At 38.3% G+C, this 19,487-nt stretch carries 20 protein-coding genes; 9 read left to right on the top strand and 11 right to left on the bottom strand.

What is annotated here, in order from left to right; all coding sequences use genetic code 11:
* Positions 1 to 36: 36 nt before the first annotated feature.
* Together ftsH and rlmE are read right to left on the bottom strand one after the other, a co-directional pair.
* A complete protein-coding gene (gene ftsH / locus JG479_RS04915) occupies positions 37 to 1,971 on the bottom strand; it encodes an ATP-dependent zinc metalloprotease FtsH (RefSeq protein WP_234047873.1) in 1,935 nt (644 codons plus the stop codon).
* Positions 1,972 to 2,037: 66 nt separating this feature from the next.
* The gene (gene rlmE, locus JG479_RS04910) at positions 2,038 to 2,667 is read right to left on the bottom strand and encodes a 23S rRNA (uridine(2552)-2'-O)-methyltransferase RlmE (RefSeq protein ID WP_002963155.1); all 630 of its coding nucleotides are present in this window, start codon (positions 2,665 to 2,667) and stop codon (positions 2,038 to 2,040) included.
* A gap of 88 nt (positions 2,668 to 2,755) precedes the next feature.
* On the opposite strand from rlmE, the gene yhbY reads away from it, so the two are divergent.
* Positions 2,756 to 3,052: a ribosome assembly RNA-binding protein YhbY gene (gene yhbY, locus JG479_RS04905; RefSeq protein ID WP_002963153.1), complete on the top strand. Its 297-nt coding sequence runs from the start codon at positions 2,756 to 2,758 to the stop codon at positions 3,050 to 3,052.
* A gap of 83 nt (positions 3,053 to 3,135) precedes the next feature.
* Here yhbY and JG479_RS04900 read toward each other — a convergent pair whose 3' ends face one another.
* Together JG479_RS04900 and JG479_RS04895 are read right to left on the bottom strand one after the other, a co-directional pair.
* Positions 3,136 to 3,636, bottom strand: a complete 501-nt coding sequence (locus JG479_RS04900) for a SixA phosphatase family protein (RefSeq protein ID WP_200220067.1) — start codon at positions 3,634 to 3,636, stop codon at positions 3,136 to 3,138.
* Positions 3,633 to 4,787 carry a serine hydrolase domain-containing protein gene (locus tag JG479_RS04895; protein ID WP_200220066.1) on the bottom strand — a complete coding sequence of 385 codons (1,155 nt, stop codon included), beginning with the start codon at positions 4,785 to 4,787 and terminating at the stop codon, positions 3,633 to 3,635. Before JG479_RS04895 ends, JG479_RS04900 begins: the two co-directional genes overlap by 4 nt.
* Positions 4,788 to 4,899: 112 nt before the next feature.
* Here JG479_RS04895 and JG479_RS04890 point away from each other — a divergent pair, with 112 nt between their 5' ends.
* From JG479_RS04890 to JG479_RS04865, 6 genes are all read left to right on the top strand, one after another.
* Positions 4,900 to 5,703: a hypothetical protein gene (locus tag JG479_RS04890; protein WP_002963149.1), complete on the top strand. Its 804-nt coding sequence runs from the start codon at positions 4,900 to 4,902 to the stop codon at positions 5,701 to 5,703.
* Positions 5,704 to 6,181: 478 nt separating this feature from the next.
* Positions 6,182 to 6,964 (top strand): MipA/OmpV family protein, encoded by a 783-nt coding sequence (locus JG479_RS04885; RefSeq protein WP_234047872.1) that lies wholly within the window; start codon positions 6,182 to 6,184, stop codon positions 6,962 to 6,964.
* Positions 6,954 to 7,337, top strand: coding sequence for a DUF3019 domain-containing protein (locus JG479_RS04880; RefSeq protein ID WP_024597091.1), 384 nt, complete (start codon positions 6,954 to 6,956; stop codon positions 7,335 to 7,337). The genes JG479_RS04885 and JG479_RS04880 overlap by 11 nt, the downstream gene beginning before the upstream one ends.
* Positions 7,338 to 7,361: 24 nt before the next feature.
* Positions 7,362 to 8,066, top strand: a complete 705-nt coding sequence (locus JG479_RS04875) for a response regulator transcription factor (protein ID WP_024597092.1) — start codon at positions 7,362 to 7,364, stop codon at positions 8,064 to 8,066.
* 19 nt (positions 8,067 to 8,085) lie between these two features.
* Positions 8,086 to 9,378 carry a sensor histidine kinase gene (locus JG479_RS04870; RefSeq protein WP_182682682.1) on the top strand — a complete coding sequence of 431 codons (1,293 nt, stop codon included), beginning with the start codon at positions 8,086 to 8,088 and terminating at the stop codon, positions 9,376 to 9,378.
* Positions 9,379 to 9,582: 204 nt separating this feature from the next.
* Complete coding sequence (locus JG479_RS04865; protein ID WP_182720957.1) at positions 9,583 to 10,938, top strand: sodium-dependent transporter; 1,356 nt, start codon at positions 9,583 to 9,585, stop codon at positions 10,936 to 10,938.
* A gap of 78 nt (positions 10,939 to 11,016) precedes the next feature.
* Here JG479_RS04865 and JG479_RS04860 read toward each other — a convergent pair whose 3' ends face one another.
* Both JG479_RS04860 and JG479_RS04855 read right to left on the bottom strand, forming a co-directional pair.
* Positions 11,017 to 11,466, bottom strand: a complete 450-nt coding sequence (locus JG479_RS04860; protein ID WP_193226640.1) for a GNAT family N-acetyltransferase — start codon at positions 11,464 to 11,466, stop codon at positions 11,017 to 11,019.
* A 69-nt stretch (positions 11,467 to 11,535) separates the two neighbouring features.
* Positions 11,536 to 12,279 carry a sporulation protein gene (locus JG479_RS04855; RefSeq protein WP_182720956.1) on the bottom strand — a complete coding sequence of 248 codons (744 nt, stop codon included), beginning with the start codon at positions 12,277 to 12,279 and terminating at the stop codon, positions 11,536 to 11,538.
* A 266-nt stretch (positions 12,280 to 12,545) separates the two neighbouring features.
* On the opposite strand from JG479_RS04855, the gene JG479_RS04850 reads away from it, so the two are divergent.
* Together JG479_RS04850 and JG479_RS04845 are read left to right on the top strand one after the other, a co-directional pair.
* Complete coding sequence (locus tag JG479_RS04850) at positions 12,546 to 14,120, top strand: cation:proton antiporter family protein (RefSeq protein WP_004335737.1); 1,575 nt, start codon at positions 12,546 to 12,548, stop codon at positions 14,118 to 14,120.
* A gap of 350 nt (positions 14,121 to 14,470) precedes the next feature.
* The gene (locus JG479_RS04845) at positions 14,471 to 14,692 is read left to right on the top strand and encodes a DUF3820 family protein (protein ID WP_024606183.1); all 222 of its coding nucleotides are present in this window, start codon (positions 14,471 to 14,473) and stop codon (positions 14,690 to 14,692) included.
* Positions 14,693 to 14,783: 91 nt separating this feature from the next.
* Here the strand turns inward: JG479_RS04845 and JG479_RS04840 are convergent, their stop codons facing one another.
* The 5 genes from JG479_RS04840 to JG479_RS04820 form a co-directional block, all read right to left on the bottom strand.
* The gene (locus tag JG479_RS04840; RefSeq protein ID WP_200220064.1) at positions 14,784 to 16,031 is read right to left on the bottom strand and encodes an ATP-binding protein; all 1,248 of its coding nucleotides are present in this window, start codon (positions 16,029 to 16,031) and stop codon (positions 14,784 to 14,786) included.
* 25 nt (positions 16,032 to 16,056) lie between these two features.
* Positions 16,057 to 16,749, bottom strand: a complete 693-nt coding sequence (locus JG479_RS04835) for a response regulator (RefSeq protein ID WP_024589922.1) — start codon at positions 16,747 to 16,749, stop codon at positions 16,057 to 16,059.
* 14 nt (positions 16,750 to 16,763) lie between these two features.
* Positions 16,764 to 17,144 (bottom strand): DUF3019 domain-containing protein, encoded by a 381-nt coding sequence (locus tag JG479_RS04830; protein ID WP_024594944.1) that lies wholly within the window; start codon positions 17,142 to 17,144, stop codon positions 16,764 to 16,766.
* A 1-nt stretch (position 17,145) separates the two neighbouring features.
* The gene (locus tag JG479_RS04825) at positions 17,146 to 17,958 is read right to left on the bottom strand and encodes a MipA/OmpV family protein (protein WP_200220063.1); all 813 of its coding nucleotides are present in this window, start codon (positions 17,956 to 17,958) and stop codon (positions 17,146 to 17,148) included.
* A gap of 401 nt (positions 17,959 to 18,359) precedes the next feature.
* Positions 18,360 to 19,406, bottom strand: coding sequence for a GGDEF domain-containing protein (locus tag JG479_RS04820; protein WP_175413886.1), 1,047 nt, complete (start codon positions 19,404 to 19,406; stop codon positions 18,360 to 18,362).
* Positions 19,407 to 19,487 lie beyond the last annotated feature (81 nt).

Genomic DNA, 19,487 nt, shown 5'->3' with positions numbered 1-19,487 from the left:
CCCGAAATTCGGGGCTTTCACTAGCTATTTTAACGATTACTCAGCTTTATCATCAAGGTTTGTTTCATCTTTTTTCGATGAATCATCCGCTTTTTGACTTTCATCAAGCACTGGCTCTTGCTCTTTTACCGGCTTAGCTTCATGGCGGTCATGAGCATCGCGCGGCTCACGCACTGGTTGGCGCGCCATTAAATCATCAATTTGCTTAGCGTCGATTGTTTCGTATTTCATTAACGCGTCTTTCATTGAGTGAAGAATATCAATATTTTCTTTTAATATTTCTTCTGCTCTTTGGTAGTTACGATCTGAAAACAAGCGTACTTCAGCATCAATTACTTTAGCTGTATCATCCGACATACTAGATGCACGGCTTCCGCCACCACCCATATACATCTCGTTTTGATCTTCAGCGTAAAGCAATGGACCTAGCTTTTCACTTAAACCCCAATGTGTAACCATTTTACGTGCAATATCAGTTGCGCGCTCAATATCGTTACTTGCACCCGTTGTTACTTTGTCAGCACCATAAATAAGCGCTTCAGCAATACGGCCACCATAAAGGCTTGAAATCATTGATTCTAAAAGCTCTTTTGAATGACTAACACGGTCTTGTTCAGGCAAGTACATTGTTACACCTAGCGCACGACCACGTGGGATAATAGATACTTTGTAAACTGGATCATGTTCAGGAACCATACGGCCCACAATTGCGTGGCCTGCTTCGTGATATGCTGTCATTTCTTTTTCTTGCTCGCTCATCACCATGGTTTTGCGCTCTGCGCCCATCATGATTTTATCTTTAGCAGCGTCAAATTCAGCCATACTTACAACACGTTTATTACCACGTGCAGCATAAAGTGCAGCTTCGTTTACTAAGTTCGCTAAATCAGCGCCAGAAAAACCAGGTGTTCCACGCGCTATAAGAGCCGCTTCTACGTTATCGCCTAATGGCACTTTACGCATGTGTACTTTAAGTATTTGCTCACGACCACGTATATCAGGTAAACCAACTTCTACTTGGCGGTCAAAACGACCTGGACGAAGTAATGCAGGGTCTAGAACATCTGGTCGGTTAGTTGCCGCAATAACGATAATACCTTCGTTACCACCAAAACCATCCATTTCTACTAGCATTTGGTTGAGTGTTTGCTCACGTTCATCGTTACCGCCGCCCATACCTGCGCCACGTTTACGACCAACCGCATCAATCTCATCTATAAAGATAATACAAGGTGCCGCTTTTTTAGCTTGTTCAAACATATCACGTACACGTGACGCACCCACACCGACAAACATTTCAACAAAATCTGAACCAGAAATTGTAAAAAACGGTACTTTCGCTTCACCCGCAACAGCCTTTGCAAGTAACGTTTTACCAGTACCAGGAGGACCAACCATTAGTACGCCTTTAGGAATACTACCGCCAAGCTTCTGAAACTTAGAAGGGTCACGTAAAAAGTCTACCAATTCGGTAACATCTTCTTTCGCTTCATCACAACCAGCAACATCTGCAAACGTTGTTTTAATTTGATCTTCGCTCATTAAACGAGCTTTACTCTTACCAAATGACATAGCGCCTTTACCGCCGCCGCCTTGCATTTGACGCATGAAGAATATCCATACACCAATAAGCAGTATCATCGGGAACCAAGAAATAAATATGCTCGCTAAGAATGATTGTTCTTCAGGTTGTACACCCTTCACATTTACATCATTTTTAAGTAAGTCATTTATTAAGTCTTCATCGTACATTGGCATCGTTGTTTGAAAACGCTCACCACTGCTTTTAGTACCAGTAATATTTCCTGTACCGCGGTCGATAATAACTTCTTGTAAAGAGCCACTGCGGACATCTTTAACAAATTGAGTGTAACTTGTTTGACGTTCAACTTGCTCGCCACCATTAAAGCTCTGAAAGACTGACATCAGCACAACTGCAATCACCAGCCATAGTATTAAATTTTTCGCCATATCGCTCAAGGGGTTAACCTCTTGTATCCAATTAATTTAAATTCAACTAAACGCCAAGCAACTGTACTACAGTTTGTATCCAGTCGCTACTATATATACTTCCCGAGAACGGGCACGTGAGGCATCAGGTTTGCGTATTTTCACTGCTTTAAAACTATTACGTACATCTTGCAAGTATTGATCAAAGCCTTCACCTTGGAAAACCTTAACAATAAATGCGCCATTTTTCTTTAGTACTTGACTACACATATCCAGCGCAAGTTCTACCAAATACATACTACCCGCTTGATCTACTGAGTTATTACCACTCATATTTGGTGCCATGTCAGAGAGTACCACATCAACATTTTTACCATCAATACGTTTTAGCAACGCATTTAACACAGCTTCTTCACGAAAGTCGCCTTGTAAAAAGTCAACACCCGCAAGTGAGTCCATAGGTAATATGTCACAGGCAATTACTTGACCTTTGTCACCTACTTTTTCTGCCAAATATTGTGACCAGCTTCCTGGAGCTGCTCCTAAATCAACAACGGTCATACCAGGGCGAAGTAACTTATCTCTATTTTGTACTTCATCTAATTTAAAAACCGCTCGGGAACGCCAGCCTTTTTTTTGCGCTTCTTGAACATATTTATCATCAAAATGTTCTTTCAGCCATCGCTGTGAACTGGCTGACTGTTTTTTATTTGTCATAAATTAACACGCAACTAATTAGTAATATTCTCTAGATGGCGTTAGAATACCCTTAATTCAAGCCATATTCAGCAAAATTTGTATAAACATGACATTATCAAACAAACAAAAGCAGTTTTTAAAAGGTCAGGCACATAGCCTCAAGCCTGTAGTTTTACTAGGTTCTAACGGTTTAACCGAAGGCGTAGTAGTCGAAATTCAAAGTGCATTAGAAATTCACGAATTAATCAAAGTTAAAGTTCCAACTGATGATCGTGAAACAAAAGCACTTATTTTTGAAGCAATCGTACGTGAAACTGGTGCGACTAAGCTACAAACGATAGGCCACACTATTGTGCTTTATCGTCAAAGTGTTGAGAAAAAAATACATTTACCACGTAACTAATTAATCCTATTTAAAGGATTTAGTACGTTTAAATTAAAAAACCAGCTCAATGCTGGTTTTTTGTTATATAACACTTTTTTATTTTAAAAGCTCATTGTATGGTGCGTTACATCATAATCAGTGCCATTACTTCTGGGCTTATTATGCAATATAAAATACTGAGTAAATTGTGTTTCACTCATAGCTGGCACTTTTTCATTGGAGAGTAGTTCAGCCAGTTGCGGCATCGTATTACTGTGCCCAATAACAACAACTACACCTTTTAGTTTGAGTAACTCATTTTTTAAATCACCTAGCTCACCTGCGTTATACACATTTAATTTGGTATTAAAATGTGCCTGCAAAGGTGCGGCTGTTTGCAACGTGCGTTTATAGTTGCTGCTAAAAAGATGTATATTTTGATGTTCTTTAAACAAAGTAACTAAATTATTTGCACGTGCCTTACCCTCTTCTGAGAGCGCTGGGTTTTTCCCAGTTAACTTTTCGCTATGACGAAACAAATATACCTCATCAGGTGCGGCAAATGCCAAACTACAATTAAATGACAAGGCTAAAAAAGTGATTGCTAATATTATTTTATTCATATTTTTTCACCTCGTTTGTATTCTAATAGCCTGTCGATAAATTCAGTTGTTAATTCATTTATTACGCCGGTTTCAGCATTAACGATTAAACTATAACCAACATTTAAGTGGGGAAACACAACCACATCGCTTCTATATCCTTGCACCCAGCCACTATGATAGTAAAGCGTTTCATCAGCGTAATTATAAACCCGCCAACCTAGTCCGTAATAAGCCTCATTAAGGTGTTTTTTCCACACCCTGCGATGCATTTCTTTTTTTGTATGTGTATAAGGACGCGTTTGCTTTGCGAGAGTATCCAATGACAAAACATCAGGGTATTGCCCTAGCTGGGCTTTTAACCAAATGGCCATGTCACTTGCACTTGCGTTTACACCCGCTGCAGGTCCCACTTTATAATAATTTTTTTTAAGCTTAGCGCTATACCAACGTTTTGTACCGCGCACGTGTGGTAATGCGTAATTTTCATCCTGAACCATAGATTCAAAACCTAAGCTGGCATCACTCATTTTTAAAGGCGCAAAAATAGTTTCTCGTAACCACTGCGCGTAACTTTTACCACTGCTTTGTAATATCACATTACCTATAAGGCTAAACATAACATTTTGATAACCATAACATTCGCCTGGTTTGCAAATAGGTTTAACACTAAGTAATTTTTCAACAATACTGGGGTAATCCATACGAGACTCTATCAAATTATCGTACGCATTAGGCACCAACCCACTTGCATGACTTAGAAGGTGAAATACCTTTAAATCATCTTGATAAACAGTCCCTTTGAACTCAGTTATGTAATCGCTAACAGCTTTATCTAATTTAAGTAAACCCTCATTGGCTAATTTAGCAGATAACGAGCCTGCAAATGTTTTAGAAACAGACGCGAGCCTAAACCGGGTATGCTTATTTACTTTTTGTCCATTTCGGGTTTTAGTTACACCCATGGTGTGGATGTAGTCTGAGTTGTTTGTACTTACAATCGAAAGTGCAGCGCCTGGTATGCCTTTATTTTTCAGTTTTTTTTGCGCATAACGGCCGTACTTTTTTACAAATGCATCCCAATCAGGATCTGCTTTTGCTGCAAAACTCACAGAGCTGAACAACAAACACAAAGCAGGTAGGCTATACAATAAAGATTTGAGATACTTCATTTTTATAAATTTTATCTTTTTAACTACATCTATGTAGATAATATCATGAAGTTTTGTTTGGACTAACGTACAATACGACGATTATTTGGTTTTTAGTGAGTGTTTAGTACTTATGCGTTTTTTAGTTGTGTCACTTTTTGTTATATTATCAACTGGTTGTACTCTTACAAAGCAGCCGGCCGAGCCACTGGCTATGCCATTAAAGCCAACATTAAAAAGTCAGACCTACCAGCTTGAGTACACCACAGAACACTCATCCCCAAAAGTTAAATCCGTTCAACTTCCTGCACATAAGGTAGTTAGAAACCAAACAGTAAAAATTATTACCGATAAGGCAAGTGTAACCGATAAACTTTTATCGCAAATTAGCCAAGCACTTAACGATAAACAGCTAAAAGTAACCACTAAAAATAACAGCGACTACACACTAACTATTCAGCAACTTGATTTAACTTTCACTGACGATGTTAAGTACGCAATAAAGCAACCTGAGAACCCTTTTACATTATATTCAGATATTGCTCAGCAATACCCAACTCAGGAATGTGCTGCAATATTCGCACAAGTAAGTATGCGCCTCACACACAAAGCATCGGGTGATGTTGTTTGGTTTGCTAAATCTTCTATTGATAGTGCAAGTTTTCATCGTGAGCCACTAGTTTATAGTTTCACCGAAGAGCAAAAAATAACTAATGAGCTTGAGGTTGTCGCTTTTGTCCATCAGCAAAACACTGATGAAGCCCGCATGGAAAGACTTGGAAAAGACATTCAAATTCCTCAGTACAAAACGTTGTCAAAGTTATCTAGCCTTGCCAAGCTTAGTGGTCCATGTAACAGAACAGAAGTAAGCGCATTAACGCCTATGATGCAGTTTTACTTAAGCAGTATATTAATCGATAAAATTAAAGTTCAGTAAATTAGGGTCTGTTGTTCTTTACGGATTAAAATTTGTTCAAACTAGGGGCTATTTAATCGCGGCGCGAGGTTTGTAACCTAGTGGGCTCGATAACTGCTCCTGCGTTATTCTAATGGCTTACATCCATGTAAGAATAAGTAAAAACCGAGCAACAAAGAGTAAATAGCCCCTAGGAAGAACCCTTTGGGCAGCGCCTGTTTGGCATTAATGCTACGTTATCGCCCATTTATGGGGAATAGCCACACTGCATAGGCTCTGCCTTGCCTAAATACCAAACAGACTGCTGCAAATTTAACTTTGAAAGTTCAACAGACCTAACACTTACTACATTTTTTTACAGATTAAAGGAACGAATTAACAATATACTACGCTTAATAACAAATAATAATTAGGCCCCATAGGGATGAGAAACACTTTGCTTAACCATACTTTACTGAGCATAACATTGCTTTTTTGCTTTATTTTTAGCACCACAAGTATGGCAAGTAATCGCTATTATGCAGACAATACGTTAGAACCAACCCAAGGCTTTGCGTGGGATTGGAGTGCCGGTGCGGGCTTTTATATTGAAGATTCTTACCTAATCGGTATCGAATCTTACGATAAGGGCGTTGAGCTTGATTTAAGTCTTGCTGTTTCTTACGATAAATTTTATCTTGATTTTGACCACAATCAACTCAGCGGTGGCCTTGTAATTGGTTACAGCCTTATAGATAAATTTGATTGGGGCTTAGATATACTTGGCACAAATACTCAAGCCGGGTTTGACGAAAAAGGCCTCGGGTTTTATAACCACGGTGTTATAAAAGAACTCCAAGGTATTAAAAAACGTAATTACGATTTTGATGTTGGTCTTAGGCTCTCGCGCCGATTTGAAAACTCACAATTCTCCTTTGAATACCTTCATGACATATCTGGTGCCCATAATGGCTGGGTTATAAATAGCTTTTTTAGCCACATTTTGCCATGGCGAAACTGGGAGTTTAGGTCTGGTGTTGGTTTAAGCGCCTACTCTGCTGACTTTACCAATTATTACTTTGGCATTGATAGCGATGAAGCCACCAGCCTTCGCCCGATTTATACCAGCAATACCAGTACTAGTATTATCTTTGAGTTCCATGCTGAATATCCAATAAGCCAAGATTGGGTGTTTTTATCCGGTTGGCTTACTACATGGTTTTCAAAAGAAATTGACGACAGCCCAATTATTTCCCAAGGATATCAACATAAAGCCAAGGTAGGCCTACGTTATGTATTTTAGATGGATCTGGGTATTACTGATCTTTCCCAGTACCTTTACTGTTAAAGCGCAGGACCCCCCTGAAGCACTCATAGCACTACCCGACACTTGCGTTGCACTGCGCGAAGGGCGTAATTGCTATGCCGATGTTACACTTACGTGGGAGCAACCTATCATTGGTAATTACTGCTTACGCGATGCAACTTCAAAGTACATTATGCAATGTTGGCTAAAGCAACAAAGTGGTACTTTTAATTATGCTTTTGACTCACAGCAAAGTATTTCATTTGAACTATTTGATAGCAATACATCCAAAGTCATCAGTACAGCAGAAGTAAAACTACAATGGGTTTATCAAAACAGACAAAAAAAACGCCGCTGGCGACTATTTTAATACCAATTGCATTAGGGATATTTTATGGATAACTACGGCACTATTTTACTTGTTGAAGACGATGCATCACTAGCGCAATGGGTTGCTGAATATTTAACAGAGCAAGGCTATACAACGCATGTTTGTCATCGTGGTGACGAAGTTGTTAGCCAGGTCAAAACGTTAAACCCAAATATTGTGCTCCTTGATATTATGCTCCCGGGGCAAGATGGTATAAGCGTATGTAGAGAGCTTCGTAGCTTTTATAATTCGCCTATTATAATGCTCACCGCACGCGATGAAGAGATGGATGAAGTTATTGGTTTAGAAGTTGGCGCAAGCGACTACATAATGAAACCGGTGCGTCCGCGTGCATTGCTAGCGCGCATAAAAGCAGCACTGCGTCAAAACAATGAGCCAAATAAGCCACAGGTTAGCCAAAGCGTTATTCAAGTTGGTGCACTTAGTATTAATACCGAATCTAGAAATGTGACCCTTAACGAGCAAGATATAAACATATCAAGCGCCGAATATCTATTATTACACTACCTTGCAAGCAATGCAGGTCAAGTTGTCTCACGCGATGCCGTATTTAAAGCGACGAAAGGTAGAGAGTACGACGGGCTTGATAGAAGTGTTGATGTACTTATTTCTGCACTTCGTAAAAAATTTAATGATGATCCACAAAACCCTGAAAAAATTAAAACTATTTGGGGCCGTGGATATTTACTTGTTTCTACCGCGTGGTAATAGAGCGATGAATAAATAAATGAAAAAGTTTTATATATCGCTTCTAGGCAGTGCACTTTTATCTATTGTGGTATTGGGCTGGCTTATTGATGCTTTTAGTCAACAAGCGCATACCCCACAAGATGAATTTAGTCAGCAAAGTAAAATGATCATGGGTTTTAATAAGCAGTTAGCTAACATACCTACATCTGAGCGCAGCGATTATGTAAAACAACTAGCCCGAGAGTTTGATGTTTTAATTGACTACAAGCCAAATGAGTCACTCGCTTTACCACCTTCTTTATTATTACAAATGCACACGCCAGGTGGGCTGATTTTAGAAGATCAGCAAGGCTTTTATATGCTTTATAGTAGCGACGTTTTAAATCCTTTTCACTTATCAATGCGTTTAGATAAAATTTTTGATAGCGAGCAGCATAACGACATTATATTAACTCTACTATTTTACGCAGGCCTATGTGTATTTATGGGGTTTATTATCGCGCCCTTAGCTAAACGGCTGACAGTCTTAAATGAAGCCGCTAAAAAGTTTGCCTCTGGTAATGTTCAAGCCCGAATAAAGGTATCGCACTTTACCTATATAAAAGATGTAGAACTTACTTTTAACCGCATGGCTAGCCAAATAGAGAAACTTGTCGCCGAAAACAAACTAATGGCCTCAAGTTTGTCTCACGACATCCGCACCCCTATCGCGTGCCTGCGATTTGGTTTAGATGCGGCATTAGATAGCCATGATGAGCAAAAAGTAAAACAGTATTTAACCCGTATGGAGAACGATTTAGATCATATGGAATCGATGCTTAGTAGCTATTTAGCATTTGCTACATTAGAGCAAAACGCGAATAAACTAACCTATTCATCAACCAATATTAAATCCTACCTTGAAGATATTTTAGTTCAACTTGCACCAAAACTTGAAATGCAAATGCTCAACGTACAACTCAATAGTACAGATAAAATAATAAATGCAGATCTTCACTGGCTGGCTCGTGCAATTACTAACTTATTAACTAATGCATGTGATTTTGCAAACCAACATATTTACCTCAGTGCAAAGTTACACGAGCAACAGCTTATAATAACGGTAGAAGATGACGGCCCTGGTATCGCACAAGAGAACTTTAGTAATGTATTTAGCCCATTTTTTAGAGAGGAAGATCACCGTAATAGAGCCGATAAGAGTTATGGCCTTGGCTTAGCCATTGTTACCAAAGTAGCTGATTGGCATCATGGCAGCGTTAAAGTAAGTAAAAGCACCCAGTTAGGTGGTGCGTGCTTTACTCTCACTATTGCACAGCACCATAATCCGTAAAGCAATAGTTACAGACTGTAATTAACAATTATTAAACAAAATCAACTCGTTATTTTAAACGACTTAATAACAACAATTAAAATCGATGGTTATAACATACACTTTACTTATTAATTTGTGCTAGATCAGCAAATAAGCACTTTTTATTTTTTTACATTTCCAGTAGATTGTCACCGCCGTCACACAATAGAGAAGTACAATAATATGAGCGCAGTTAGAGGCGAGTTTAGCTCTCGCTTTGGTTTTATTATGGCCGCCGCGGGTTCTGCCGTTGGTTTGGGCAATATTTGGGGATTCCCTACACAAACAGCAAGTAATGGCGGTGCTGCATTTTTAGTCGCATATTTAGTCCTTGCGTTCTTTTTAGCCTACCCCGCTTTAATGGCTGAACTTATGATTGGACGTCATGGCCAAGCAAACGCAGTGTCATCACTTCAAAAAATATCTAATAAGCCATGGCAAAAACACTTTGCCTTTGCTGTTGGTTTTGGCGGTATTTTATGCGCTGGCTTTATACTAAGCTTTTACGCCATTGTTGCCGGTTGGATGCTCAGCGCCACAGCTGAACCCATAGCCACTTTAGTTGGTGCCAACACAGCATCTACATGGTTAAGCGAGCAATCACTTACTCGAAATATTATATTTACTATGATTTTTATCGTACTAACTGTCGCTATTATAAGTAGAGGCGTTGAAAACGGTATTGAGAAGTGGTCTAAGCGTTTAATGCCTGCACTTTTAGGCATTTTATTTGCACTTATTGCCTACGTAATGACGCAAGATGGTGCTATGGAAGGCTTAAAAGCCTACTTAGTTCCTGACTTTTCATCTATTTTTGACGCAAAACTATTAGTAAGTGCACTAGGTCAAGCTTTCTTCTCTTTATCGCTTGGCACTAGCGTAATGATTATTTACGGATCGTACATTAGTAAAAAAGAAAACCTCGTTTCTTTAGGTGCCTATGTGACCCTTATTGATGTATTTATAGCCTTTGTTGCAGGTTTACTGATTATTCCGGCCATGTATGTAGCACAAGCTCAAGGCGTTGAAATATTCTCGGCCACAACGGGTAAGCTACTCTCTGAAGATACATTAGTGTTTCAGGTACTCCCTGCTTTATTTGATGGAATGGGCGAAGTTGGCTTATTTGTGGGCTTTTCATTTTTTGCGTTAATGAGTATTGCCGCTTTAACATCATCTATTTCAATGTTAGAGGCGCCAGTATCATACACCGTAGAGCGCTTTGGGATGAAACGCGTTCAAGCAACGTGGTTAATTGGGGCGCTAATCGCTGTCGTCAGCATTACAATTGTGTGTAACCTTAGCAGCTTATTTGGCTTAGTAATCACTCTCACTACAAAAGTAGCTCAGCCTTTACTTGGTCTTATGTGTTGTATATTTGTAGGCTGGATTTGGTATAGAGGCTCATTACTAAAAGCAATTCAAGAGGGTAACCCAGAGGTTCACAATACATTGTTTTGGAAAATATGGCCTTGGTATACTAAGTTTGTATGTCCACTTGCTATTGGCATGGTGTTTTTACATTCACTATTGAGCTAAATGATACCTTAGCCTTAAAATAGTTTTAAATAAAATAGCCCACATTAGTGGGCTTTTTTATAGCTACTTAAATTGGATTTATTGAGTGAGTTTTAAAATCATATCTTGATGAGGTATACCGTCTTCTAGATATTCACTTTTGTAATCTTCAAAGCCAAAGGAGCGGTAAAAATCAAGTAAGTAGGTTTGTGCGCCAATATAAATATCTCGTTCAGGCCACCGCTCTTTACAGCACTCTATAGCTTTACTTACAAGTAAAGTGGCGTCGCCTTTGCCACGCGCGCTTTTACTTACCAGCACGCGTCCTATTGCGCTGTATTGCTCATTTTTTTCATAGCATCGCGCATAAGTGTGTAGCCGCCCATTGTCTAATGTATATAAATGCTGTGTATTTAAATCAATATCTACATCATCAAGTTCAGGGTAAGGGCACGCCTGCTCTACAACAAATACGTCTACACGTCCTCGCATAATAGTAAAAAGAGTATGCGCATCTAAAGCATTAAACTGCTCACATTTAAATTGCATTTTAAATCCTATAAACAATAAACCCAGCCTAGGCCGGGTTTAATAAAATTATTCACTTGTTAGTTTATATTAAGCAAATAAGCGCTCTAGTTGGTCGCACAACTGCGATAAATTCACGTGGTCATGCTCTATGGTTAAATCTACATAACCATCGCCTCTAAAGGCCCTGTCTAGCTCTATAAGCACATGTGTTTTATGTGCCTCTGGTACAAATGACAACTCGATCTCTTGAATGCCAAATAAACTACGGCTATTTGGCTTATATTCAAGTTCCTGATAACAACCCGATAACGATTGAAATGTTGAAGCGCGCAAATGGCCTTTTTCTACATCAGCCTTCATTAAGCTAAAACCTAGCTTTTCCATCGCCTGCATGCACGTTTTAACAGCTTCATTAGGGTAAATATGTAAATGGTCTTTATCGCTCGGATCAAGTGCTAAATCAATATCTAAACCTGTTTCAAGCCACACATGAGATTGATTGTAACCTGCATTAATTTCTGTAATAGGTGTTTCAGAATGAAGGCGTGCTTCAAAAGGAATACTTTTAATTTCGCCCGGCTCAATTGTACCTATATCTGTAATTCGCCATTGGTCAATCACATGATTGGTAAAATAATCGCCATCATCACCTGCCACTTTAACACGGGTCATAAGTAATAAATCTAAGCCTGCAATATCTTGGCTAACATCACCTGCGGTAATGACTATTTGTGCGTTAAAAAGCTGACCAGGTTGTAGGTGTTCAGTCTCTAAAACAGTATCTACTTTTGCAGCACCAATACCTACCGACGCTAAAATCTTTTTAAACATATATTTCTCCTTAAGCTGAGCGGTTCTATTATTTGCTCTCGCTTAAACTTCTTCGTTATCGCATCTTAACCATATTTAAAAGCCAATGTCAGTGAAAAAATGTTATTTACATACTATTTACTATTAAATATATGTTTGATGCGCATTTTTTATACACAGATAGGCAAGTATCTGATTAGACGCGTTCATTTTTAGGTCTATTTTTATTTTCAATGGTATAAATTTTTCGTTACACTGCAACCCCAAATGAAGTGATATTAAGAATTATGGAACTAATCTATTTTGCCGCCGCGTTTGTGTGTGGTTTTGCTGTTTATCAGTTAAAGCTGCCTCCTCTTATTGGATTTTTATTAGCAGGTTTTGCTTTAAATTTATCGGGTTATAAAAGTACAGAGTTGCTCGATACAATAGCAGCACTTGGCGTAACCCTTCTTCTTTTTAGTATTGGTTTAAAGCTAAAGGTAAACAGTTTAATTAAACCCCAAGTGTGGGCGCCTGCAACATTGCATATTATTTTTAGCAGCGCGCTTTTTAGTGGCTTTATGTTATTGCTTGGTGTTTTCGCTATTCCACTGTTTATTGATTTAAGTTGGCAAAGTGCTTTATTAGTTGGGTTTGCGCTTAGCTTTTCAAGTACTGTCTTTGCAGTAAAAGTGCTTGAAGAACGCGGAGAAATGGCAAGCCTACACGGTAAAATAGCCATTGGTATACTAGTCATGCAAGATATCTTTGCTGTTATCTTTTTAGCGATTAGTACAGGTAAAATTCCAAATGTATGGGCAATTGCATTAATAATTGCTCTGCCTTTATTACGACCTGTCATGTATGGCGTATTAAATCGCTCTAAACATGGTGAACTATTACCACTATTTGGTTTTTTCTTTGCTTTAGTTGCTGGTTATCATGCATTTGAATTTGCAGGATTAAAAGGCGACCTAGGCGCACTCATAATTGGGATGATGTTTGCACCACATAAAAAAGCAGGAGAACTATCAAAATCTCTACTTAATTTAAAAGACATATTATTAGTCGGTTTTTTCTTAAGTATTGGCTTGAGCGCAGAGCTAACCACTAGCTCATTAATCGTCGCCATTATACTTGTTTTAGTTTTACCTATTAAAATAGCGCTTTATTACGTGTTCACAAATATATTCAAACTACGCGCGCGTACATCATTACTTACCGCCTTTAGTTTATCTAACTACAGTGAATTTGGGTTAATTGTATGTGCAGTAGCGGCTAGCACAGGCATGATCACTTCAGAGTGGCTGGCCGTAATGGCAATTGCTGTTTCTATTACCTTTGTAATTGCCTCGCCGTTAAATAAGCGCTCAAACGAGCTATACGTAAAAATAGAGCACTGGCTATTAAAGTTTGAAAGCAAAACTCGTTTAGCTGAAGAGCTACCCGTTAACCTAAACGATACTAAAATAGTCATTTTTGGTATGGGACGTATTGGTACTGGTGCTTATGAGACAATCAACGCGACTCACCCAAATGTTGTTGCAGGCATAGATATAAAACCTGAAGTGGTAGATAAACACGTTAACAGAGGCCGCAACGTATTAATTGCTGATGCAACAGATCCTGACTTTTGGCAACGAGTAAATCATTCGCAAGTAGAAATGGTCATGCTTGCAATGCCAAAGCATATGCAAAATATTTTTGCGCTAGAGCAACTACAAGCCTCAGGTTATAAAGGCCAAGTAACAGCTATTGCAAACTACCCTGATCAACAAAAAGAGCTAGAAGAAATGGGTGTTCATTCTACTTATAACTTTTACTTAGAGGCAGGTAGTGGTTTTGCTGAGCACGTTAAACAAGAGCTATTTAACGAATAATCACTTTTTATAACGTCTATAAATAACAAAGCCTTAAAATCATTAAGGCTTTGTTATTAGTTTTTAAATGAAAAGCAATTCTATTTACATTCCTTTACAAGCCATTTCACCACGACCATAAAAAACAGGTAGACTATCCATGTTGGTTAAATAAAACCCCATGTTCTAATAATAACTTAATTAGATCCCAGCTAATTAAAGTTCAACTAGGTTTATATTAATCAACAAAAAATTATTAAATCAGAGGGCCTACTCCCTCGCAAAATAGGCTGTTTCTTGCCCGTCACAGCCTATTTTATATTTCTAAAATCCCTTACACTTACGCAGACTTTAAAACCTAAGTAACTCTTATGGATCCAAAACAATTAAAAATAGCTGTGAATACAACGATGCCTTTTGGGAAATATGCTGGGCGCCCTTTATTACTACTACCAGAACCTTATTTGGTGTGGTTCAAACAGCAGGGATTTCCTGACTCAAAACTTGGTAGCCAACTAGCGATGATGTATGAGGTTAAACTAAATGGCCTTGAGCAAATGTTAATGCCATTACTTGAAAAAAATAAAAAATAATTGAGAACTTTTTTAAATACTTGCGGTCTATTATATTGCTACTTGTTGATTTTGGTTTTTAACCGCAAAAAAAGCGCCTTAGGCGCTTTTTTTATGTCTTAAATTTGATAGGTAAATATACAATAAATTTAGCACCACCTAAGCTTGAGCTTTCTGCTTTACACTCTCCTTGGTGCCACGACACAATTTTAGCCACTATAGCAAGCCCTAAACCAAAGCCACCAGTGTCCTTGCCTCTACTTTTATCTAATCGAGTAAAAGGCTTAAATACGTTTTCTCGCTCAACGGGGTCAATCCCTTCACCATCATCTTCAACAATCAATACTATGTGAGTTGCCTCTTGTAGCAATGAAATTTTGACTTGCTGATGAGTATATTTGAGCGCATTGCCAATTAAATTTTGAAATACTCGCGCCATAAAATGGCTATCACAGTAGTAATTTAAATGCTCAGGGAGGTTTATAGAGAGTGTTGTTCTAGCTTCAAAATTTAGCTTTTCAACAGTGGTTTTTACCAGCCCAGCTAAATCGCAGTTTATTGGCTGTAAACTTGGTTGTTGAGAGTCTAATCGCGCGTATTCAAGCATTTCAGAGACTAGTGACTCAAGCTCACTAATATCAGTTTGCATATTGGTTAGGTATTTTTCGCCTTTTTCATCAAGCATTTGATCTTGTAACATTACAATTGCAAACTTTAAACGTGCTAATGGCGTTCTAAACTCATGCGATACCGATGAGGTAAGTTCTTGCTGTGCACTAAGCAAAAACTCAATACGTTGCTGCATTACCTTTAGTGTATCAGTTATAGGTAAAAAGAAAGACTTAGAAGAGTCATTTAGTTGAAAGTCTTGCAAACCCTCTACCGCTTCACACGCTTTACGTAGCTTTGCAAAGTCACGCCAGAGTAAAAAGCTCCATAGCCCAACTGGTATACCTACAATAATAAGTAGTAATAAATACGGCCAAACTGAAGATGATTGCTGCGTTAATACACCTACCGGTCCTACTTGAAGTAATGAATCATTACCGAGATCTACATACCAAACAATGCGTTGTTGCTTATCATACAAATATAAGTAGTGGTTTTTATTTAGCTGCGATTGTTGTTTTTGAGGGAGTATTAAATCCCGTCGTTCAATCACTTTACTTTCAAAGTTATGCTTTAGCTTTTTAAGACCATTTGGGGTTTGCGAAAGCAACCAGAGTGATTGCCCAAACTCATCGTCTAAGAAGACCTGCTGCTGTGACTCTTCATAGGGCCACAGCTGCTCAATAACACCACTTACAACAAATAATGAAACAATGATATATAAGTATAAGCTGGTAAACAGTTTTCCCATTACAGCCGATTAACCTTAAATAGTTCTAGAGATCCCACGCATCAGAAACAAATAAATAGCCTTGTCCCCATACAGTTTTTATGCGATACGGCTTATCACTATTATCGCCTAATTTTTTACGAATTCGAGATACACGTACATCCACAGTTCTATCAAGTCCGTCGTATTGGCGGCCAATCATATGTTGGTGCACATGCTCTCTGCTTAGTACTTCACCCGCATTTGATGCTAGTAGCCATAGTAGTTCAAACTCGTGCGAAGTTAATACAATCTCTGAATCACTTAGTTTTACAATACGACTTGTTTTATCGATGACTAAATCACCAAACTGCAGTTCTTCACTAGATTTTACTATTGGTTGCCCACGTCGTAGTAATGCATTGATCCGCGCTAGTAATACACGCGGCTCTGCTGGTTTTATTACATAATCATCTGCACCAAGTTCTAAACCAAGTACTTGGTCGAAGTCTTCACCTTTAGCAGTCAACATTAAAATTGGTAGAGTAAATTTATCTCTTACTTGGCGGCAAACGCTAAAGCCATCTTTACCTGGCAGCATAACGTCTAGAATCATTAAATCGGGTGTATTGTTTTCTAGGTAATTAAACACTTCGTCACCACGCTCTAACACTTCGACTTCAAGGCCATTATGTTCAAGGTAATCTTTTGTTAGCTGTTGTAAACCGAGATCATCTTCAACAAGTAAAATTTTTGGCATTAGTTGCTCCTAAATTAAAAAAAGCTCCACGGAGAGCGAAGCCTACGCCTATTTTTTTTAGCATGGGCGCTTTGTACTTCAACCTGTGTTTTTGCTATTAACACACCCGTATGAGGATTGATTAAGGAGTATATGGTCTCCACCTGAACACGCGCTTTATAATTAAATTGCCCAGAACGCTGCTGCTGCCAGCATTGAAGTAGTTGTTCTTGTTGATACAAACAGACATCACTATAGGTGTTTAATAGCCATTTAAACTGTAAATCAAGATCGCAAAAATCCTGCTGTTCGGAAACCACGCAGACTTTAGGAGAAACACTAAAAACAGGGGTTTGTGCCACACTAAAACCACTAAAAAAAGTGGTAATAAACACAACTAATATTGAATACTTCATATTAAAAAGTACGATCGAATCCTATAAATGCAGTCATTGAATAAGTACGTTCAAAGAGCGGACTGCCATCCATAGCCGAATAGTCGTAATATGCTACATGAAAACGAAGAGAGTCAGCCTTACTCAGTGGCCAACGGGCGTCGATTTTAGCATAAGCTTGCCAACTACTACCAACGTCTATTTTGCCAAATTGAGTTTCACCCTCATTAAGTCCATAAAAATAGCTATTTAGTTCCGCAGATTTATAGTTTATTCCAAGTGTTGGCTTTATTTTAAGCTTTCCTAGCACAGTATGATATTGCCACTGCAATGCACCGCGTACACCTCGATAAACATCGGTTATATCATGCAGAGCCTGAACTGAAAAAACATGGTCTTCATTTACATAGTGATATGCAATACCCGCATCCAAGGCAATTTGCCGTTTATGCAAATTATCAATATCAGCGTAGCGAGAGGACGAGGCTTCATTTTGCATTGCAAACTGATTGTTAAGTACACTACTTTGCAATGCAAATACATTTTTAGGGTGCCAGTCTATAAAAAAGCGAGATTCAGAGTTGAGTTCACTAACTAGATTAAAGTGATGCTTTGGGGATTGTGAAAATGAATAGCCAAGGCGGCCATTATCAAAAAACCATTGCTCTGCATAAAACGCAATTTGTGGAATAAGCACAAGGGGAATATTATCTCCACCATGCAAAGGGTTGGTTATAACTCCAGCCCCCACGCTTAAACTCAAATGCAGACGATCGGTTGTTATATCTTGCTCTGTATAATCGTCAGCATGCTTGCTTGCCTGTGTTGCTTGCACCGAAAGGCAAGCAAACAAAGTGCTAAAACATAGAGCAGTTAATAAGGAGAAGGAATACCGCATCAGCGTACATCAAAGAATTAAATTAAGTAAGTTCCCCATACTAGCAAGGTCTTTTTAAACTAGCTCTAGCTGGTTACAATTATTCACAATTTGTATACACAAATGTTAACTTTTATGTTTTTAAAGTGACAAACCCTTCAAATTAGTTATGTGCGTTGGCTAAGCTAGTAGTGCTTTGAGAAACTTTGGAAATGAGGGATAACCTGGCAAATGCTTTAATTTAAATAAAATCTGCAGGAAGCCAACTCTAACAACTTTATTTTATTAACCTTACAGCCTACTAGGTTACCAAAGTTAATAGCGGCTTTAGCCGTAATAAATCAAGCATCTGATGCTTATTAAATATCAGGGGCTATTTCTATTCGGTTTCGTCCATGTGTTTTGGCAATGTATAAGGCTCTATCTGCACGCTCAACTAAAACTGAGCTATTAGTAAATGGACGTAAAATAGCTAAACCAAAACTTGCAGAAATAGCACGTTTAGCTGTTACATCATGCTTTTTACGAATCGCTAATTTCGCAATAGCTAAACGTATACAATCGGCAAACGCTATTATATCGTTAATAGTGTCAAAATAAGCTGTTATACAAAACTCTTCGCCACCGTATCTATATATATTTGCTGTTTCAGTTGTATTCTCTCTCACTTTTTTGGCAACTAACCTCAATACTTCATCACCCTTTTGATGACCAAAGTCATCGTTAAAACGTTTAAAGTGATCAATATCAAACATAATTAGTACGGCAAGAGAATCTTCCTGTGCTTTCTCTGAGTATTCAAAACAAAATTTTACGATATCTGAATCAAACTTACCTCGGTTATAAAACCCCGTAAGCGTGTCGGTATCAGCTGCTTCTTTTGAAATGTTAAGTGCTTCTTTTAAATCTTTTATTTCGTTGTAAGCAACAGCTAACTTAGTTTGAAATTCTCTAGCATAATCCTGCATAGCAATAGAATCGTCGGTTAAGCGCTCTACACAACCTAATATTTCATTATAAGAATTTACATCAGCAAGCATATTTAATTCATTTTGTGAATCAACTAAACTTGTTGTAAAGCTTTTGGAATGCTCAAGCGTGGTGCTTATATCTTGCTGGACTTGCTCCATAGTTGTATGGAACTTTTCAGTCATTTCTTGAAAGAAAGCCAGATCGTCTTGCGTTAAATGCTTATCAAAAATTTCTTTTGCTTTGTCTTGTGAGCATGTTTGTTGCTCAGCAATAACATGGTCTAATTCAGCATTTAATGAAGGGTTACTCCCTTGAATGTAACAGTACCAAATTGCATAGTTGATAGGCGTAACCGGCATGCGGTATTTTACCATCAAAGGAATCGCCTTTTTAAGGCATTGAGCAGAATGAGCAAGTGATACGGCGTGGTTCATAAATAAACTCTCAAGCGTCATTGTTTTTATTATTAGCACTCAATGTTAAGTAATAGTAAACTCATACGCAACCTATATTAA

The sequence above is a fragment of the Pseudoalteromonas sp. LC2018020214 genome (assembly GCF_016598755.1).
GTDB lineage: Bacteria > Pseudomonadota > Gammaproteobacteria > Enterobacterales > Alteromonadaceae > Pseudoalteromonas > Pseudoalteromonas distincta.
This window is presented reverse-complemented; position numbering and strand designations above follow the sequence as displayed.

Excerpts from the sequence above, each read along its gene's own strand:
- ftsH (WP_234047873.1), bottom strand. The coding sequence starts at position 1,971 with ATGGCGAAAAATTTAATACTATGGCTGGTGATTGCAGTTGTGCTGATG.
- rlmE (WP_002963155.1), bottom strand. The coding sequence starts at position 2,667 with ATGACAAATAAAAAACAGTCAGCCAGTTCACAGCGATGGCTGAAAGAA.
- yhbY (WP_002963153.1), top strand. The coding sequence starts at position 2,756 with ATGACATTATCAAACAAACAAAAGCAGTTTTTAAAAGGTCAGGCACAT.
- JG479_RS04900 (WP_200220067.1), bottom strand. The coding sequence starts at position 3,636 with ATGAATAAAATAATATTAGCAATCACTTTTTTAGCCTTGTCATTTAAT.
- JG479_RS04895 (WP_200220066.1), bottom strand. The coding sequence starts at position 4,787 with ATGAAGTATCTCAAATCTTTATTGTATAGCCTACCTGCTTTGTGTTTG.
- JG479_RS04890 (WP_002963149.1), top strand. The coding sequence starts at position 4,900 with ATGCGTTTTTTAGTTGTGTCACTTTTTGTTATATTATCAACTGGTTGT.
- JG479_RS04885 (WP_234047872.1), top strand. The coding sequence starts at position 6,182 with ATGGCAAGTAATCGCTATTATGCAGACAATACGTTAGAACCAACCCAA.
- JG479_RS04880 (WP_024597091.1), top strand. The coding sequence starts at position 6,954 with ATGTATTTTAGATGGATCTGGGTATTACTGATCTTTCCCAGTACCTTT.
- JG479_RS04875 (WP_024597092.1), top strand. The coding sequence starts at position 7,362 with ATGGATAACTACGGCACTATTTTACTTGTTGAAGACGATGCATCACTA.
- JG479_RS04870 (WP_182682682.1), top strand. The coding sequence starts at position 8,086 with ATGAAAAAGTTTTATATATCGCTTCTAGGCAGTGCACTTTTATCTATT.
- JG479_RS04865 (WP_182720957.1), top strand. The coding sequence starts at position 9,583 with ATGAGCGCAGTTAGAGGCGAGTTTAGCTCTCGCTTTGGTTTTATTATG.
- JG479_RS04860 (WP_193226640.1), bottom strand. The coding sequence starts at position 11,466 with ATGCAATTTAAATGTGAGCAGTTTAATGCTTTAGATGCGCATACTCTT.
- JG479_RS04855 (WP_182720956.1), bottom strand. The coding sequence starts at position 12,279 with ATGTTTAAAAAGATTTTAGCGTCGGTAGGTATTGGTGCTGCAAAAGTA.
- JG479_RS04850 (WP_004335737.1), top strand. The coding sequence starts at position 12,546 with ATGGAACTAATCTATTTTGCCGCCGCGTTTGTGTGTGGTTTTGCTGTT.
- JG479_RS04845 (WP_024606183.1), top strand. The coding sequence starts at position 14,471 with ATGGATCCAAAACAATTAAAAATAGCTGTGAATACAACGATGCCTTTT.
- JG479_RS04840 (WP_200220064.1), bottom strand. The coding sequence starts at position 16,031 with ATGGGAAAACTGTTTACCAGCTTATACTTATATATCATTGTTTCATTA.
- JG479_RS04835 (WP_024589922.1), bottom strand. The coding sequence starts at position 16,749 with ATGCCAAAAATTTTACTTGTTGAAGATGATCTCGGTTTACAACAGCTA.
- JG479_RS04830 (WP_024594944.1), bottom strand. The coding sequence starts at position 17,144 with ATGAAGTATTCAATATTAGTTGTGTTTATTACCACTTTTTTTAGTGGT.
- JG479_RS04820 (WP_175413886.1), bottom strand. The coding sequence starts at position 19,406 with ATGAACCACGCCGTATCACTTGCTCATTCTGCTCAATGCCTTAAAAAG.